General features: G+C 62.0%; 14 protein-coding genes. 7 read left to right on the forward strand and 7 right to left on the reverse strand.

Annotated elements, in window-relative coordinates:
• Window positions 1–105: 105 nt before the first annotated feature.
• Complete coding sequence (locus PJK54_RS10555) at window positions 106–996, reverse strand: WYL domain-containing protein (protein WP_077379913.1); 891 nt, start codon at window positions 994–996, stop codon at window positions 106–108.
• A 626-nt stretch (window positions 997–1,622) separates the two neighbouring features.
• Window positions 1,623–3,431, reverse strand: coding sequence for a translational GTPase TypA (gene typA / locus PJK54_RS10560; RefSeq protein ID WP_077379915.1), 1,809 nt, complete (start codon window positions 3,429–3,431; stop codon window positions 1,623–1,625).
• 373 nt (window positions 3,432–3,804) lie between these two features.
• Between typA and PJK54_RS10565 the strand changes: the two genes are divergently transcribed.
• The 7 genes from PJK54_RS10565 (at window position 3,805) to PJK54_RS10595 (ending at window position 13,019) form a co-directional block, all read left to right on the forward strand.
• Window positions 3,805–4,098: a hypothetical protein gene (locus tag PJK54_RS10565; protein ID WP_271302774.1), complete on the forward strand. Its 294-nt coding sequence runs from the start codon at window positions 3,805–3,807 to the stop codon at window positions 4,096–4,098.
• Complete coding sequence (gene glnA / locus PJK54_RS10570) at window positions 4,091–5,497, forward strand: glutamate--ammonia ligase (RefSeq protein WP_065392424.1); 1,407 nt, start codon at window positions 4,091–4,093, stop codon at window positions 5,495–5,497. The genes PJK54_RS10565 and glnA overlap by 8 nt, the downstream gene beginning before the upstream one ends.
• A 417-nt stretch (window positions 5,498–5,914) precedes the next feature.
• Window positions 5,915–6,556, forward strand: a complete 642-nt coding sequence (locus tag PJK54_RS10575; protein WP_240499632.1) for a DUF4124 domain-containing protein — start codon at window positions 5,915–5,917, stop codon at window positions 6,554–6,556.
• Window positions 6,557–6,869: 313 nt separating this feature from the next.
• A complete protein-coding gene (glnL, locus tag PJK54_RS10580) occupies window positions 6,870–7,949 on the forward strand; it encodes a nitrogen regulation protein NR(II) (protein ID WP_077380022.1) in 1,080 nt (359 codons plus the stop codon).
• Complete coding sequence (gene ntrC, locus PJK54_RS10585) at window positions 7,946–9,355, forward strand: nitrogen regulation protein NR(I) (RefSeq protein WP_077379917.1); 1,410 nt, start codon at window positions 7,946–7,948, stop codon at window positions 9,353–9,355. Before glnL ends, ntrC begins: the two co-directional genes overlap by 4 nt.
• Window positions 9,356–9,579: 224 nt before the next feature.
• A complete protein-coding gene (locus tag PJK54_RS10590) occupies window positions 9,580–10,917 on the forward strand; it encodes a deoxyguanosinetriphosphate triphosphohydrolase (RefSeq protein WP_084207729.1) in 1,338 nt (445 codons plus the stop codon).
• Window positions 10,918–11,267: 350 nt separating this feature from the next.
• Window positions 11,268–13,019 (forward strand): BCCT family transporter, encoded by a 1,752-nt coding sequence (locus PJK54_RS10595; RefSeq protein WP_077379921.1) that lies wholly within the window; start codon window positions 11,268–11,270, stop codon window positions 13,017–13,019.
• A 103-nt stretch (window positions 13,020–13,122) separates the two neighbouring features.
• On the opposite strand, the gene PJK54_RS10600 is transcribed toward PJK54_RS10595, so the two are convergent.
• The 5 genes from PJK54_RS10600 to fba all read right to left on the reverse strand — a co-directional run bounded on the left by PJK54_RS10600 (window position 13,123) and on the right by fba (window position 17,171).
• Complete coding sequence (locus tag PJK54_RS10600; RefSeq protein WP_077379923.1) at window positions 13,123–13,959, reverse strand: ATP-grasp domain-containing protein; 837 nt, start codon at window positions 13,957–13,959, stop codon at window positions 13,123–13,125.
• Between the two features lie 139 nt (window positions 13,960–14,098).
• A complete protein-coding gene (locus PJK54_RS10605; protein WP_271302775.1) occupies window positions 14,099–15,019 on the reverse strand; it encodes a nuclease-related domain-containing protein in 921 nt (306 codons plus the stop codon).
• A 34-nt stretch (window positions 15,020–15,053) separates the two neighbouring features.
• Entirely contained in the window at window positions 15,054–15,503 is a 450-nt protein-coding gene (locus PJK54_RS10610) for a YbaY family lipoprotein (protein ID WP_136939537.1), read from the reverse strand.
• Window positions 15,504–15,577: 74 nt separating this feature from the next.
• Window positions 15,578–15,952, reverse strand: a complete 375-nt coding sequence (locus PJK54_RS10615; RefSeq protein ID WP_084207732.1) for a translation initiation factor Sui1 — start codon at window positions 15,950–15,952, stop codon at window positions 15,578–15,580.
• A 154-nt stretch (window positions 15,953–16,106) separates the two neighbouring features.
• Window positions 16,107–17,171, reverse strand: coding sequence for a class II fructose-bisphosphate aldolase (gene fba, locus PJK54_RS10620; protein WP_077379931.1), 1,065 nt, complete (start codon window positions 17,169–17,171; stop codon window positions 16,107–16,109).
• Window positions 17,172–17,352 lie beyond the last annotated feature (181 nt).

Consider the following 17,352-nt stretch of genomic DNA (forward strand, 5'->3'; position numbering starts at 1 on the left):
GCGAGTTACCAAAAAAACAGCCCTCCGCCGGGTAGGCGAAGGACTGTGTGCAGAAGTCATCATATAAACTTCACTCAGCGCTGGATAGTCCTGCAAGCCATCGTTTCAGGCGCTGGAGCTGACGAACAACCAGTCGCTGATCTCGGCATGATTCAACACCACCAATTGCTGCGCACGGGGCGACTCATCCAGATAATCCGGATTGATGCCCAGCTCACGCAGCACATACTGGACGAGGGCGCCGCGAGTCGGGAGGTGAAGCTCGCCGTCGACCATGCCGTGGTCCTGTTCGATCAGGCCACGCTCATCTGGCGTCAGGCGAGGGTCTGCCCCCAGGCGCAGGGTGACCCGGGTTTCCCAGCCGTCATCGAATTCACGTTGACTGCCTTCAAGTGCCTCGCCGAACAGCTCAGGGACATCGCGGAATCGAGACAGCACGAAGTCGCGAAAAGCCCGGTTCTTCTCACAGAAGGCCCGCACATGCCAGCGACCTGCGGCATAGACCAGCGTATGTGGACACAGGATACGCTCTTCCCCCTGAGGGGAGTTCAAAGAGGCGTAGGTGACCTCCAGGCGTGCTCCCTGGCTGGCCGCTTCAATCAATGTCCGGACCACGGGCGGGCTGGCGCTGCGGGACGGCAAGCGGAGCGCCTCGGTGTTGGCCTGACCGAGTCCGAGTCCGGTGAAGTGGGGATTCAGATTGTCATGATTGCCGAGCAGCTGCAGATATTCATCCACCTCACCCCGCGTCAGCATCGGGTGAAAATTGGCGGAGGGGCGGTAGCCCTTGATCACGGGATCATATTCAAGATTGTGTTCGGCGACGGTCTCGCGATAGGTCTTCATGACGCGTGACGCCTGCTGGCGTGCTATCCCGAAGGCGTTGCCCAGATGACGTGACGTGACGCGGCCTTCCCACAGGGCGATGATCTCGATCAGACGGTAGCGTGCCAGCGTGTCCCAGGGCAGGGTTTCCAGGCGTTCCTTGATGCTCATTGATGAATCCTTTCATACGGGTCTTCTATGGCGCCGAAATGCGAGATTGCTGGAGAGGGCCCTGGCAATGGCAACGCGTGGCAGGCGTCATTGATGATCGGGAAGATGACCCGGTTCCGGGCTTCCTGTGATGGCTGAGGACTTCTTAAATGCTGGGTAGGCATGAAAAAAGCTCCGGCAGAAGATACCTGTTCGGATGCGTTGACCCCAGTGTCCGCGAAAGGCGCGACTTCATTGCGTCGCATGAAAGTGACGCATTGAAATAATCTGTTGCCATATAAACAGGTTCCAGTTTTCTATTGCGGCTTCTGGCCGTTGCGGGCAACAAGTTGGCGCATCCGAAAACCACTATCGCCGGGTGGAAGAGAGCAGCACTGCGATATGCGCAACAACAGAAGCTTGATATGACTCACATTTAAGAGGTTAGAACGCGTTAGGCCAAGGAACGGACGTTTGAGGGGGGAAACTGCCGGCCCTAATGGCGACGCACTATCTGCAATGACATGCTCGAGTATTAGGGAAGTGGCGTTGTTAACGCCTGAAACGCAAAAGACCCGCCGGGAGGCGGGTCTTTTGCGTTTCAGGCTTGCCCTCCACATGGGGTGGAGGGCTGCACGGGCAGCGTCTTACTTGCTGGCGCGCTTGCGCTCGTTCTCTTTCAGGTACTTCTTGCGGATACGGATGTGCAGCGGAGTGACTTCCACCAGCTCATCGGAATCCAGGAACTCGATCGCCTGTTCCAGAGTGAAGCGGATCGGCGGCGTCAGCACGATGTTCTCGTCGTTGCCGGTGGAGCGCATGTTATCCAGCTTCTTGGCCTTGGTCGGGTTGACGACCAGGTCGTTGGCACGGTTGTGGATACCCACCAGCATGCCTTCATAGACTTCGGTACCGTGACCGATGATCAGCTTGCCGCGCTCCTGCAGAGTGTACAGGGCGTAGGACAGTGCCTTGCCCGGCACCATGGAGATCATGACACCGTTGCGACGCTCGACGCCTGCGCCTTCCTTCAGGTCACCGTAGTGATCGAAGCGGCTGGTCAGGATGCCGGTACCGGAGGTCAGGGTCAGGAACTGGCCACGGAAGCCGATCAAACCACGTGACGGGATGATGAAGTCCAGACGCACACGACCCTTGCCATCCGGGTTCATGTTGGTCAGCTCACCCTTGCGGTAGCCCAGCTCTTCCATGATGGAGCCCTGGTGCTGCTCTTCACAGTCGATGATGACTTCTTCGTACGGCTCCTGCTTCTTGCCGTCGATTTCCTTGATGATGACTTCCGGGCGGCCCACGGCCAGCTCGAAGCCTTCACGACGCATGGATTCGATCAGCACGGAGAGGTGCAGCTCACCACGGCCGGAAACGACGAATTTCTCCGGCGTCTCACCCTGTTCGACGCGCAGGGCGACGTTGTGGATCAGTTCCTGGTCCAGACGCTCACGGATGTTGCGGCTGGTGACGAACTTGCCGTCCTGACCGGCGAACGGAGAGTCATTGACCTGGAAGGTCATGGAGACGGTCGGCTCATCGACGGTCAGCGGCGGCAGCGCTTCGACGGTCGCGGTGTCGCAGATGGTGTCGGAGATCGCGAGGTTCTCGATACCGGTGATGCAGACGATGTCGCCGGCGGTCGCCTTGTCGGTCTGCACGCGGTCCAGACCCATGTGGGTCATGACCTGGCCGATCTTGCCCTTGCGGACAGCGCCTTCCTTGGTGACGATGGAAACCTGCTGACCCGGGCTGACAGAACCGCGCTTGATGCGGCCCAGACCGATGACGCCGACGTAGCTGTTGTAGTCCAGTGCGGAGATCTGCATCTGGAACGGACCGTCCAGCTCGACCTTCGGCGGCTCGACGATGTCGACGATGGACTGGAACATCGGGTCCATGGTGTCTTGCAGGTCTTCCGGATCCATGCCGGCAATGCCGTTGAGGGCAGAGCAGTAGATGATCGGGAAGTCGAGCTGCTCGTCGGTCGCGCCCAGGTTGTCGAACAGATCGAAGATCTGGTCGACGACCCAGTCAGGACGAGAGCCCGGACGGTCGATCTTGTTGACGACGACGATCGGCTTCAGACCCTGGGCGAAAGCCTTCTGGGTCACGAAGCGAGTCTGCGGCATCGGGCCATCGACAGCATCGACCAGCAGCAGCACGGAATCGACCATGGACATCACGCGCTCGACTTCGCCACCGAAGTCAGCGTGCCCAGGGGTATCCACGATGTTGATGTGGTAATCGTTCCACTGGATCGCGGTGTTCTTCGCGAGAATGGTGATGCCGCGCTCTTTTTCCTGGTCGTTGGAATCCATGATGCGTTCCTGACCCTCGGCCTTGCGGTCCAGGGTGCCAGACTGACTCAGGAGCTTGTCGACCAGGGTAGTTTTACCGTGGTCAACGTGGGCGATGATGGCTATGTTGCGAAGTTTCTCGATCACGACGGGAACCTGTGCGGAAAATGGGCGCTCGCGTACCGGGCGCTTGTGATTTGGGGCGCATTATAGGGGGCATGGCATGCCTCCTGCCAGCATCGTGCATTCACGAGGCGGGTCAGTGAGGGCCATGGATTGGCTTGAAGTGCCCAAATGATTGTCTCTCAAGTCTTTTCCGCGCGCTTGTGACAGATGAAAAAAAACTTGTGGCCAGGGGCTGCCATGACGATCACGAGCGAAAAAGACCGTCATCGACAGCGAGTTCTCTCGAATTGACGCGGCCAGCGTGAGGCTGATGTGACCGGTCAGATCGGCCTGATGGCTCGCTGTGCACCATATTGGTGCCAAGGCATTTTTTGATGCACCAATATGATAATTCGTGCCTGCGCAATCCTCTTTTCTGCACCTTGTGGGGTCATGTTTCTCGCTGCAAAATCCAGTATGTCATCTTTGGGTGCATGTATTTCTTCATTGTTTTCAGTTAGTTATTGTTGTTGATGTTCTGGTGTGCTTCATTCTGGCACGCTCGATGCATTATCAGGTCATCCTCTTCATGGCTGGCATCCATTGGCTGACCATGAGAAAAAAGACAGACAACGAAAGACCTGAACAGACAACGCTGACACCAACTGCAACCGAGCCGCCGGCTCCATCGGAGAATTACCATGGCTGAGAAGACACTTGCCCTGATTGAAGAACACGAAGTCAAGTGGGTTGATCTGCGCTTCACCGACACCAAGGGCAAGGAGCAGCACGTCTCCATCCCGGCGCGCACGGTTGACGAAGAATTCTTCGAGAATGGTCAGATGTTCGATGGTTCTTCTATCGAAGGCTGGAAGGGCATCAACGAGTCCGACATGATCCTGATGCCGGACGATGGCACTGCCTTCCTTGACCCGTTCACCGAAGACACCACTCTGGTGCTGCGCTGTGACGTCATCGAGCCGGCCACCATGCAGGGCTATGAGCGCGACCCGCGTTCCGTCGCCAAGCGTGCCGAGGAATATCTGAAGTCCACCGGTCTGGGCGATACTGCCTTCTTCGGTCCGGAGCCGGAATTCTTCATCTTCGATGAAGTGCACTGGAAGAACGAGATGAACGGCGCGATGTTCAAGATCTCTTCCGAAGAAGGTGCATGGGCGACCGATTCCACGCCGGAAGGCGGCAACCTGGGTCACCGTCCGCGTCTGAAGGGCGGCTACTTCCCGGTCCCGCCGATCGACAGCTTCCACGATATCCGTGCTGCCATGTGCAACACCCTGGAAGCCATCGGTCAGGAAGTCGAAGTTCACCACCACGAAGTGGCGAACGCCGGCCAGAACGAGATCGGTGTCAAGTTCAACACCCTGGTCAAGAAGGCCGATGAGGTTCAGGAACTCAAGTACGTGATCCACAACGTGGCGCACGCTTACGGCAAGTCCGCGACCTTCATGCCCAAGCCGCTGGTCGGTGACAACGGTTCCGGCATGCACGTTCACCAGTCCTTCTGGAAGGATGGCGACAACCAGTTCGCCGGTGACGAGTACGCGGGTCTGTCCGAAATGGCCCTCTACTACATTGGCGGCATCATCAAGCACGCTCGTGCGCTGAACGCCTTCACCAATGCGTCCACCAACTCCTACAAGCGTCTGGTGCCGGGCTTCGAAGCCCCGGTCATGCTGGCCTACTCTGCCCGCAACCGTTCCGCTTCCATCCGTATCCCGTACACCGCCAGCCCGAAAGGCAAGCGTGTCGAGGCTCGCTTCCCGGATCCGACGGCCAACCCGTACCTGGCGTTCTCCGCGATGCTGATGGCCGGTATCGACGGCATCAAGAACAAGATCCACCCGGGCGATGCCATGGACAAGAACCTCTACGACCTGCCGGCCGAAGAAGCCAAGTCCATCCCGACCGTGGCCGAGAGCCTCGAACAGGCACTGACCGCGCTGGACGGCGATCGTGAGTTCCTGACCCAGGGTGGCGTCTTCACCGACGACATGATCGATGCCTACCTCGAGCTGAAGGGCGAAGACATCCAGCGCCTGCGCATGGCGACTCACCCGCTCGAATTCGACATGTACTACAGCGTCTGATCTACCGACGGCGCATGTCGCTCACGGCCCCGCCCGGAGCAGTCTGAGCGCGGGGCATGCGTGAGGCGAGACACACAGGGTCATACCGACAGGTATGGCCCTGTTCTCGTTTCTGAGACATGTGCTCCAAGAGCTGACTCCCGGCTGTCCAGGACCCGCGACCCGTCGCGGAAAGTCGCGTCGCAACAAGCAGGGCTGGTATCAACGCGGGAAGCTTTGTAACTTGGCAGCAGGATATGTCACTTCTGGCACGCTGGTAGCGTCCGAGTGAGTGACACGACTGGCAGGAGCGGATGCGCGCTTCTGGCTTCCCATGACTTCTTCAGGAATTCCCGGATGTGGCCCTTCACTTCTTCTTCGCGTGGCATCGGTTCAGTGGGTGACAGCAGGTCCTTGCCGGTCAAGGGAATGCGGCGGATGGCTCGCCTGTCCGGCATGACGACGCTCGGTCTCTGCCTGTCAGCGGTGCTGGCCCTGGGCAGCGTCTCGGCGGAGCTCGAGGCGGCTCAGGTCTACCGGCACGTGGATGCCAACGGCAACGTGGTGTTCAGTGATCAGCCGGCGGGTGGCAGCAAGGTCAAGCTGACGCCGCTGAGTGTGGTGCCTTCCACCGAGTCTGCTCCCTCGCGCGCGCCTGCTTCGCGTGGCGTGTCATCTTCCCCGTCCGAGACCGCTTCCCGTAGCCGACCCTCCGCGCCTGCCGTGGATGTCAGCTTCCGTGGCTATACCCGCTTCTTCATCCAGAGCCCGAGCAATGAAGAGACGCTGCCCACGGGGCAGGCCGGCAACCTGGCGGTGCGCCTGGCCATCGAGCCGCAGCTGCGTCCCGAGCACAAGGTACGCGTGACCGTGGATGGCGCGCCGTCGCAATCGGCCATGAACAGCAGTGTCTTCATGGTGCCGGGGCTCGAGCGTGGCAAGCACGTCATCCAGGCGGAGCTGCTGGATGCCTCCGGACGAGTGCGCCAGACCACCGAGCCCCGAGTGGTCTACGTGCAACGCGCCAGCGTCAATCTCCCGCGCAATCCCAACAACCCGGCCAATGCCGGGGGTGGCTGAGAGACGGGGGTGACAGTCCTTCTGGCTTGCGAACGACACGTGACTCGCGCGCCAGGTCATCAGGCCACCTTCGGGTGGCCTTTTTTGTCGCCAGGTCTGGCAACGGTATCGCCCGCGATGCAGCAGCACGCCCGGTGATGAGCAGGTCTGCTTCATCGGGTTGGCAGTGCGATCCTTTGGTGCACCATAATGGTGCTTCAAATCGACGCCCGAAAGAGGTGCATCGGCGCGGGTGCCATGCACGCGGCATTTGCACCAGACTGGCGCGGTTATTGCAGAACAGGGAGACGTACTGCGAATGGCGGATAAAGGCATGCATCAACGACTGCTCGAACACCTGAATACTGCCGTGGTGGTGCTGGATGCACAGCTGCGCGTGGTATGGCTGAACCCGGCGGCCGAGACGCTATTGGCGGTCAGCCTGGTGCGCGTCAAGGGCAGCTCCCCTGAACATCTGACCGGGCTGGATGAAGAGCCCATCAAGGTGCTGCGCAAGGCGCTGGAAGAACAGCATCCCTACACCCAGCGTGAGGCCGAGATCGTCAATGCGGCCAACGAGCCGCTGACGGTGGACTTCACCGCGACCCCGGTCAGCGCCAATGAGCTGCTGGTGGAAATCGAGCCGCGTGATCGTCTGATGCAGATCTCCCGCGAGGAGGCGCTGATCGCTCGGCAGGAAGCCGTCAAGGTGCTGACACGCGGGCTGGCGCATGAAGTGAAGAACCCGCTTGGCGGTATCCGGGGCGCGGCCCAGTTGCTGGAGCGCGATCTGCCGGAACCGCAGATGGTGGAGTTCACGCGCATCATCATCGAGGAGGTGGATCGCCTGCGCGATCTGGTCGATCGCATGCTGGGGCCGAATCGGCCACCGCTGCAGTCGCCGGTCAATATCCACTCGGTGACCGAGCGGGTGCGCTCCCTGCTGGCGGCGGAAGGGCATCACATCAAGCTGACGGCCGACTATGACCCGAGCCTTCCTGAAGTCATCGGCGATGAAGGCCAGTTGATCCAGGCGGTGCTCAACATCGCGCGCAACGCGACCCAGGCCCTCAACGAGCAGCCGCAGCCCGAATCAGCCGATGGCAATGAGGCGCCCTGGGAGATCACCCTGCGCACGCGGGCCCGGCGGCAGTTCACGCTGGGTCATGAGCGCCATCGTCTGGTCTGCGAGCTGGCGATCAGCGACAACGGCCCGGGCATTCCCGAGGCGCTGCGCGAGACGCTGTTCTACCCGATGGTCTCGGGGCGCGCCGAAGGCTCAGGGCTCGGGCTTTCCATCGCCCAGGGCATCCTGCACCAGCATCAGGGGTTGATCGAGTGTGACTCGCGCCCCGGCCATACCGAATTCCGATTATTAATCCCGCTTGCCGGCACTTCTGGAGATCCCTCATGAGCGAGACTGCACGCGTCTGTATCGTCGATGATGACCGCGCCATCCGCTGGGTACTGGAGCGCGCTCTGGCCCAGCCTGACCTCGAGGTGGAAAGCTTCGAGCGCCCGGATCAGGCAGAAGCCAGCATCATGCGCCAGTGCCCGGATGTGCTGATCACCGACATCCGCATGCCCGGTATCGATGGCCTCGATCTGATGGCACGAGTCCGCGAGCGTTATCCGGACCTGCCGGTGATCGTGATGACGGCCCATTCCGACCTCGACAGTGCCGTGGCCTCCTATCAGGGCGGTGCCTTCGAGTATCTGCCCAAGCCCTTCGATGTCGATGAGGCGCTGGCGCTGGTGCGGCGCGCTGTGGCGCACGCGCGGGAATCCAAGGCCCCCGCGGTGGTGCCGGAAGGATTGACCAAGGAGATCATCGGGGAAGCGCCAGCGATGCAGGAGGTCTTTCGAGCCATCGGTCGCCTGTCCCAGTCGCACATCACCGTACTGATCAACGGCGAATCCGGGACCGGCAAGGAGCGTGTCGCCCAGGCGCTGCATCAGCATTCGCCCCGCAAGGCCAAGCCGTTCATCGCGTTGAACATGGCGGCGATCCCCAAGGACCTGATGGAGTCAGAGCTCTTCGGCCACGAGAAGGGCGCCTTCACCGGTGCCACCGCTCTGCGTCGCGGACGCTTCGAGCAGGCCGATGGTGGCACCCTGTTCCTGGACGAGATCGGCGACATGCCGGCGGAAACCCAGACACGCCTGTTGCGGGTGCTGGCGGATGGCGAGTTCTACCGCGTGGGGGGCATCACGCCGGTCAAGGTGGATGTGCGTATCATCGCCGCGACCCACCAGCACCTGGAGGCGTTGGTGGAGGATGGTCGTTTCCGCGAGGATCTCTTCCACCGCCTCAACGTGATCCGCGTCCACCTGCCGCGGCTGTCAGAGCGCCGTGAGGACATCCCGCGCCTGATGCAGCACTTCCTCGCCGAAGCCGCACGCGAGCTGGCCACGGACCCCAAGGTGCTCACCGAGGCGGCCGAGAAGCACCTCACGCGCTTCGACTGGCCGGGCAACGTGCGCCAGCTGGAGAACACCTGTCGCTGGCTGACGGTGATGGCCTCGGGCCGCGAGGTGATGGTCGAGGATCTGCCGCCGGAACTGCGTGACGTCAGTGGCACCGAGGCCGCGTCCGGGGACTGGCGTGGTGCCTTCCGTGAGTGGGCGGACCGCGCGCTCGCCGCCGGCCATACCCATCTGCTGGAAGAGGCGGTGCCCGACTTCGAGCGCATCCTGATCGAGACGGCGCTCAAGCATACCGGCGGTCGCAAGGGCGAAGCCGCCGAGTTGCTGGGCTGGGGACGCAACACGCTGACGCGCAAGCTCAAGGTGCTGTTGCCGGCACTGGCCGAGGATTGAGCCGCCCCGGCGCCAGGCAGTGTCGAGCACCCTTCTCAGACTGAGCGGGTGATGAACCGCCTGAGCGGGTAGAGAAACCGTCTGGGCGGACAGGAGAACCGCCCAGCGGTCTGGAGAGAAAGAGAACAGGGTGCCACAATCCCTGTTCTCTTTTTTTCTGCCCGTCATTCACCGTTGTCTGCTCGCCGGCGTCGTTTCTCGGGCGCCTGCCAAGGAGTTGCCTGATGTCATCAATGAACTGGGAACGACTGCTGGAGCCGAGTCGCCTGCATGACGCACCGGGCACCGTATCGCGTGAGATGGGCCGTACGCCCTTTCACAAGGATCACGACCGGATCGTGTTCGCGGGCTCCTTCCGACGGCTGGGTCGCAAGACCCAGGTGCACCCGCTGACCGACAACGACCACATCCACACGCGTCTGACCCACTCCCTGGAGGTCGGCTGCGTCGGGCGTTCGCTGGGCATGATGGTCGGCGAGAAGTTGAAGGACCATCTGCCCGAGTGGGTCACGCCCGCCGACCTCGGCGTCATCGTCCAGACCGGCTGTCTGGGACACGACATCGGCAACCCACCCTTCGGGCATGCCGGAGAATATGCCATCCGTGACTGGTTTGCCGCAGAGGCCGCCAGTGACCACGGGCGTCTGTCAGGCCTGAGCGAGGCCGAGCGCGAAGACCTGCTCACCTATGAAGGCAACGCTCAGGGCTTTCGTATCGTCACCCAGATCGAATACAACCAGTTTCATGGCGGCATGCGCCTGACGGCGGCGACGTTGGGCACCCTGCTCAAGTATCCCTGGACGGTGAAGCACGCCACGGCAGGCGGCAAGTTCGGTTGCTACCAGAGTGAGCGTGAACTGCTGGATCAGGTGGCCGAGCGCTGCGGGCTGCTGGCGCGTGACGATGGCCGCTGGTGTCGCCACCCGTTGGCATGGCTGGTCGAGGCCGCCGATGACATCTGCTATGCGCTGCTCGATCTCGAGGATGGCCTCGAGATGGGCATACTGCAGTTCGAGGAGGTCTACGAGATTCTGACCGGCATCAGTGGTGGCGCGCCGCGGGAGTATGACGACATGGTCGCGCGTGGCACGTCACAGCGGCGCAAGGTGGCGGCCCTCAGGGGCGCGGCGATGGAGCGGGCGGTCAATGACGTGGCCCAGGCCTTCGTGCAGCATGAGGCGGAATTGCTGGCGGGCACCCTCAGTGAGGACCTGCTGGATCTGTGTCATCCCGATCTCGGCTGGGGCGTGCGGGAAGCCAAGAATCTGGCGCGCCAGAAGATCTTTCGCAACGAGCGCAAGGCCAAGCTGGAAATCGGCGCCTACACCACGCTGGGCATCCTGCTTGAAGCCTTCATCGGGGCTGCCCATGAGCTGCACACCACGGGGCGCTCCAGCTTCAAGCATCAGCGCGTGCTGGCGCTGATCGGCGAGAACACCCCGACGCGTGACTGGGATCTCTACCGCAGTTACCGGCGCATGCTCGATTTCATCGGCGGCATGACCGATCACTTCGCCGTGGACCTCGCTCAGGAGATGGGTGGCCGCCTGCGCGGCGACTGAGCCATCCGCTCGAGCATGACGACTGTCCGGCAAGCCGTGCCGGGCAGTCGTGGTCTGCCGTGTCATTTCCGCGTTGCCTTGCCGGCCTCCTGCCGGTCACGCGGCCCATCTGTTCCGGCAACTCCTTTCCCGCTTTCCCTCCGTCCCTCTTTTCCTCGATGTCTCCGTTGACGTCATCCTGGCCGGCTGCTGTCTCGCGTGACGTCCTTGCGCTGACAAGCGGTAAATTTTCTTTACGTAGCCTATCGAGTTGTTGTACTAGCTTTGTACGAAGTGTGAACGCGCAGGTCACTTTTCATTCATGATAAGCTATTATCATGCAGGGCAATAACGATAAATGAGGCTTATTTATGAGCAAGAAAACCCCCGGAGGAACCGCTGCCAACGCGGAGAACAAGCCAGAGAAGGCCTTCGACATGATCGACAAGCCGACCTTCTTCGGCTCGATCTTTCTGCTGCTGGCAGTGACGTTGCCATTGGTCATCTTCCCCGAGCAGGGTGCGATGTGGGTATCGGCGGCCAAGAATTTCGTCACCAGCAAGCTGGGTGTGCTCTACCTGATGCTGGGTGTCGGAGCCGGTGGCTTCATGATCTACATCATCTTCAGTGATATCGGGCAGATCAAGCTGGGCGACGCCGAAGAGAAGCCCGAGTTCTCGATCGTGTCGTGGGCGGCCATGCTGTTCTGCGCCGGTATCGGGGCCTCCATCCTCTACTGGTCGATGATCGAGTGGGTCTACTACTACCAGTCGCCGCCGTTCCATGTGGAAGGCCAGACACCGGAGGCCGCGGAATGGGCCGCCGCCTACGGTATCTTCCACTGGGGGCCGCTGGCGTGGGCGATCTATCTGATTCCCGCCGTGCCGATCGCCTACTTCTACTACGTGCGTCACCACAGTGTCCTGAAGATTTCCGAGGCGCTGATGCCGGTGCTCGGCGAAAAGCTGGCGCGTGGCTGGCTGGGCAAGCTGGTCGACATCAGCTTCGTCTTCGGCATGCTGGGTGGCGGGGCGACCACGCTCGGTCTGGCAGCTCCGATGATCAACGAGGGGGTGCATGAGCTGTTCGGCGTACCCAAGTCGCTGATGACCCAGGTCGTCGTGCTGCTGGTGTGTACCGCGCTGTTCGGCTACAGCGCCTACGTTGGGCTCAAGAAGGGCATCAAGCTGCTGTCGGATATCAACTTCTGGCTGGCGGTCGGGTTGCTGCTGTTCATCTTCATCGCAGGTCCGACCCTGTTCATGGCCAATACCGGTCTGGACGCGCTGGGGCGCGTGATGAGCAATCTGATCCACATGGCGACCTGGCTTGAGCCGTTCGCCGAGTTCAAGGGCTTCGAGAACACCCACTTCCCGCAGGACTGGACCATCTTCTACTGGGCCTGGTGGCTGGTGTTCGCGCCCAGCGTGGGGCTGTTCATCGCGCGCATCTCGCGGGGTCGCACCATTCGCGCGATGGTGGCGGGCTCGATGTTCTTCGGCACCATGGGCTGCTTCCTGTTCTTCATGGTGATGGGCAACTACGGCCTGTACCTGCAGCTGTCAGGTGAGCTGGACGTGGTGACCATACTCAATGAGCAGAGCCCGACCGCTGCCATCTTCGCCATGCTGCATACCCTGCCGCTGGACTATGTGGTGATCTTTGCCTTCACGCTGCTGGCACTGATCTTCACGGCCACCACCTTCGACTCCATCTCCTATATCCTGGCGGCCGTGGTCCAGAAGGAAGTGGATGAGGAGCCGATGCGCTGGAACCGTCTCTTCTGGGCCTTCGCGCTGTCGTTCATGCCGATCGTGCTGATGTTCGTCGGCGGGCTGGAAACCCTGCAGACGGCCTCGATCATCGGTGGCGTGCCGTTGCTGGCGGTGGCGTTGCTGCTGTGCATCTCCATCGTGCGCGCCGCGCACTATGACCTGCGCTACCAGCCGGATTACACGGTCAAGGAGATCAATATCGAGGAATTCCCGGAAGACGACCCCTGGACGGAAGAGGGCACCTGGGAGATTCCGGACGAGGACGTGCCTGCGGCGGGCAAGCCGCAGCAGGATACGCCCAAGGATCATGTCGAAGGCGACCCGCACAGCCGTCCTTCCCGACTGTGATCCGGCCGGCCTGAAGGATCAGGCCGCCGACAGCAGAAAGCCGCCCCTCGGGGCGGCTTTCTGCTGTCTGGATGACGGGCTGGTGAGTCTCAGGGGCGATGATTCAGGCGGTTTCCTGCAGTGTCTCGCTGCGGGCGCGGCGCGGTGTCAGCACCGGCGGCGTCGGGTCCTTGTCGTCATTGTCGAGGGCCAGATAGCGACTGATGGCGGCACCGATACGCCGTGAACTGTCCTGAATGCCCTGGTTGCCGAACAGACGATTGAACTCGAAGACCATCGGATGGCCATCGACCATCGCGATATCGAAACCGGCGTGGTCGACACTCAGCGCCTCGGCCAGCTGCAGCGCCAGCTCGATGGCGGGCGCCGGGATGTTGTCATAGGCCGTCTCGCCGCCCTGACTGACATTGGAGCGATAGCCGCCCAGCGGCGTGACGCGCCAGTAGGCAGTGATGACTTCGCCACCGACCACCACGATGCGCAGGTCGCGATCGATATCCAGCCGCGGCTGGGCATACAGCACCGGGTGCTCGGCTGCGTGGGCTTCCAGCTCGCCACGTGACTGGATCAGCTTCACCCCGGCCCCCATGGAGCTCTTCACTTCCTTGACGATCAGCGGATAGCCGAAGCGTGCCTCGATGTCGTCGATTGCCTGACGGCTGGCACCCCGAATCTCGGTGGGCGGCACATTGTCCGGGCAGATGGCCTGAAAGACGCGCGTCTGCTCGACCTTGTCGTGGCCGATGGCGTAGCTGGGCAGGCTCGGGAAGATGCGTTTTCCCAGGCCGTAGACCAGGGTGGTGATCTGCCAGTATTCGGGAAACAGCAGGATGTCGGCGGCGCGGATCTCGTCGAGGTGATCCAGCATGCGTTCCGGCTTGATGTAGCGAACGCCGGCGATACCGAGGGTGCGAAATGCGTCGAAGGTGATGAGTTTCATGGGGGATATGTCGCCAGAAGCGCCATCATTGCGACGGCGCGATCAAGGAGCCAGGGCTGGACCGGCGCGTATTTAACGTCGCGCCGGCCCGCTTGGCAAGTCCTTGTGACGGGCGGATGGGAGACCGCCAGTCGCTGGCCTAGGGCGTTTCCATGCGTTCGGCCTGTACCCGCAGCAGAATCGCCTCGTTGATGCGCTGCTTGAGTGCCTCATCCAGCGCCGGGCAGCCATCCTCCGGGGTCATGCAATGGGTGCTGAGCCACTCGGCCAGCCCTTCGCCATTGACGACGTCCGGGTCGCCCTTGCGCTGTTCACCACGCCGGATGATCTGCCAGCCCGGCAGCGCCAGAATGCCGTGTACCGGTACCTCGACACCACACTCGCGCTTGAGCCAGGCGGCAGTCCAGTCACGCGCGACGCGTGTCTCGCGCAGCGGCTTGCGCTCGCGCCCGCCGGGGAAGTACAGACGGCCATCCTCCAGCTTGACCTCGTTCTTGATCGCTCCCAGAGCATCCAGCGGACGCGAGCGCGCCTTGGTGCGGATGGCATAGGCACCGAGCGGCGTGAGCACCAGATGGTCGATATGGAAGCCGTCGGCGGGGACGTCATGATAGACCACGCTGCTCAACTGCTCCGGGCGAATGAGCTGATCCAGCTCCTGGCCGATGGACAGCTCGCAGGCCAGCCCCAGCTTCAACTTGCGGATGCGCTGGAAGTGGCGGGTGAGGCGCAGCGCGAAGATCAGCACGAACAGCGCGCAGGCCAGTCCATAGCCCGCCCACTCCAGCCAGTTCTGCTCTTCGCCGAACACCATGCGTCCCATGCCATAGATCAGCGGGCTCAGTGTGATGAGCGGTCCCAGTGCGCCATCGAGAAACAATGACTGGAAGGCGTCATCGAGGCGGTCTCGCAGGCTCTGGCCCGGCTCGCGCAGCTGGCGGCGGGTCAGGGGTGACTGGATGCGGCGCTCATGCAGGCCGCGCATGCCCAGCACCACCAGCGCGATGGCGCCCAGCGGGGTGAGAAAGAAGACAGGTAACAGGTATTCCAGCCAATCCATCGGGATGTCCTATCTACAGGAGAGGGGAGCGTATTCAGTGGCCCAGCGCACGTGGCAGCGGCACGATCGGCACCTCGACCTCACCCTGCGCTGCGTTGTGGGTAGTGTCCAGTACCGGCACCACACTGTCATTGATCCAGTACAGCTTGCCGTCACTGCGCACGTCGGCCTGCAGTGCATAGCGATGGCCATCCTCGATGGCATTGCGATCATATTGCAGGCTGACCGGGAAAGGCCCCTGGCGCAGACCGCCGAAGCGGGTGCTGGCGATCAGGTTGGCCGGTGCATCGGCTCTGGAGATATCCACCAGGCGGACCTCCAGCAGCGCATCACCCGGTGCCTGGAAGGCCTGCTGTGGTACCACGCGTGCCTCCAGCTGAGCGAAGTCAGGGCCGGTCATGCAGCCCGCCAGCCCCAGCGTGCCGAGCAGCAGTGCGCCGATGGCCAGAGAGCGGGAAGGATGAGGCATGGAGAGTTTCAGCATGGAGGTCCCTTGTGCGGTCGGCGATACGCCGCCAACCGAGATGTCTGATGAGACGGATGCCGGGGCGTGCAGGTTCAGCCGCCGGCCAGCTTGACGGTATAGCCGCGTCGCGTCAGCTCGGTCTTGAGCGTCTCGCGGTGATCGCCCTGGATCTCCACGATACCGTCCTTGAGGCTGCCGCCGGTGCCACACCGCTGCTTGAGAGTCTTGGCAAGCGCCTTGAGTTCCTTCTCCGCCAGCGGAATCCCGCTCACGGTGGTCACGCCCTTGCCCTTGCGGCCGCTGGTCTCGCGGCGGATACGCACCACGCCATCGAGGCTGTCGAGCCGTTCGCGCTCGGCGAGGTCCGCGCACTCGCAGTCGGCTTCGGCGCGGCGGCATTCGGGGCAGGTGGCGCCGTGTTCAGTGGAATAGACAAGCCCGGAAAGTTGATCCTTGAGCGAGGCCATGATGTCTCCTGCGGTACCAGAAAAATGATGCGTTGTCGGCGGTGTCTGAGGAAAGGATACCCGTGCGCGTCGGCAGCGGCACCCTGATGCGTCAAAAAAAGGCGGCCCCTGCGGGCCGCCTTTCGTTCATGCCGTCGTGCGCATGGCCGTCAGATCAGTTGATCTTCGGGTCCAGCTCGCCACGGTGGTAACGCTCGAACATCGCTTCGAGGTTGATCGGGTCGATCTTGCTGCCGTGGCCGGCAGCACCGAAGGCTTCGTAGCGTGCGATGCAGATGTCGCGCATCGCCTTCACGGATTCCTTCAGGTACTTGCGCGGGTCGAATTCAGACGGGTTCTGGGCCATGAAACGACGGATGGAGCCGGTGGAGGCGAGGCGCAGATCGGTATCGACGTTGATCTTGCGCACGCCGTGCTTGATGCCTTCGACGATCTCGTCGACCGGAACCCCGTAGGTTTCCGGAATCTTGCCACCGTATTCGTTGATGATTTCCAGCCAGTCCTGCGGCACGGAGGAAGAGCCGTGCATCACCAGGTGAGTCTCGGGGATGCGGGCGTGGATTTCCTTGATGCGCTGGATGGACAGGGTGTCACCCGTCGGCGGCTTGGTGAACTTGTAGGCGCCGTGGGAGGTGCCGATGGCGATGGCCAGGGCATCGACGTGGGTCTTCTTGACGAAGTCGGCGGCCTCTTCCGGGTCGGTCAGCATCTGGTCGTGATCCAGCTTGCCTTCCGCACCGATGCCATCTTCTTCACCGGCCATGCCGGTTTCCAGCGAGCCGAGGCAACCCAGTTCGCCTTCGACGGACACGCCACAGGCATGCGCCATCTCGACGGTGCGACGGGTCACATCGACGTTGTATTCGTAGCTTGTCGGGGTCTTGCCATCTTCCCCCAGCGAACCGTCCATCATCACCGAGCTGAAGCCCAGCTGGATGGAGCGCTGGCAGACGGCTGGCGAGGTGCCGTGATCCTGGTGCATGACCACCGGGATATGCGGGAATTCCTCGATCGCGGCCAGAATCAGGTGGCGAAGGAACGGCGCGCCGGCGTATTTGCGAGCGCCTGCAGAGGCCTGGACGATCACCGGAGAGTCGGTGTGGTCGGCGGCTTCCATGATGGCGCGCATCTGCTCGAGGTTGTTGACGTTGAACGCGGGAATGCCGTATCCGTACTCGGCTGCGTGGTCCAACATCTGGCGCATGCTGATCAATGCCATGACATCACCTGTCTTCTTGGGGAATGGAAAAGGGAGTAGCGTCTGGCCACCCTGTGCCGCAGGCAGAGGATGGCCCTGTTACCGTGACCCAGTTACCGGGTACCCCGGGCATGTGGCTGGCTCAGGGTACCGGGACAGTCGATGAGGACCTTGTCGCTGCGCCATTCGAGCGCAGCCCGGG

The organism is Cobetia sp. MMG027, from assembly GCF_027947415.1.
In the GTDB taxonomy this organism is placed as follows: domain Bacteria; phylum Pseudomonadota; class Gammaproteobacteria; order Pseudomonadales; family Halomonadaceae; genus Cobetia; species Cobetia marina.

Bases quoted from the DNA above. Each gene is read 5' to 3' on its own strand.
- PJK54_RS10590 (WP_084207729.1), top strand. From the start codon at position 9,580: ATGTCATCAATGAACTGGGAACGACTGCTGGAGCCGAGTCGCCTGCAT.
- PJK54_RS10555 (WP_077379913.1), bottom strand. From the start codon at position 996: ATGAGCATCAAGGAACGCCTGGAAACCCTGCCCTGGGACACGCTGGCA.
- PJK54_RS10595 (WP_077379921.1), top strand. From the start codon at position 11,268: ATGAGCAAGAAAACCCCCGGAGGAACCGCTGCCAACGCGGAGAACAAG.
- ntrC (WP_077379917.1), top strand. From the start codon at position 7,946: ATGAGCGAGACTGCACGCGTCTGTATCGTCGATGATGACCGCGCCATC.
- glnL (WP_077380022.1), top strand. From the start codon at position 6,870: ATGCATCAACGACTGCTCGAACACCTGAATACTGCCGTGGTGGTGCTG.
- fba (WP_077379931.1), bottom strand. From the start codon at position 17,171: ATGGCATTGATCAGCATGCGCCAGATGTTGGACCACGCAGCCGAGTAC.
- PJK54_RS10605 (WP_271302775.1), bottom strand. From the start codon at position 15,019: ATGGATTGGCTGGAATACCTGTTACCTGTCTTCTTTCTCACCCCGCTG.
- PJK54_RS10600 (WP_077379923.1), bottom strand. From the start codon at position 13,959: ATGAAACTCATCACCTTCGACGCATTTCGCACCCTCGGTATCGCCGGC.
- PJK54_RS10615 (WP_084207732.1), bottom strand. From the start codon at position 15,952: ATGGCCTCGCTCAAGGATCAACTTTCCGGGCTTGTCTATTCCACTGAA.
- glnA (WP_065392424.1), top strand. From the start codon at position 4,091: ATGGCTGAGAAGACACTTGCCCTGATTGAAGAACACGAAGTCAAGTGG.
- PJK54_RS10575 (WP_240499632.1), top strand. From the start codon at position 5,915: ATGGCTCGCCTGTCCGGCATGACGACGCTCGGTCTCTGCCTGTCAGCG.
- PJK54_RS10610 (WP_136939537.1), bottom strand. From the start codon at position 15,503: ATGCTGAAACTCTCCATGCCTCATCCTTCCCGCTCTCTGGCCATCGGC.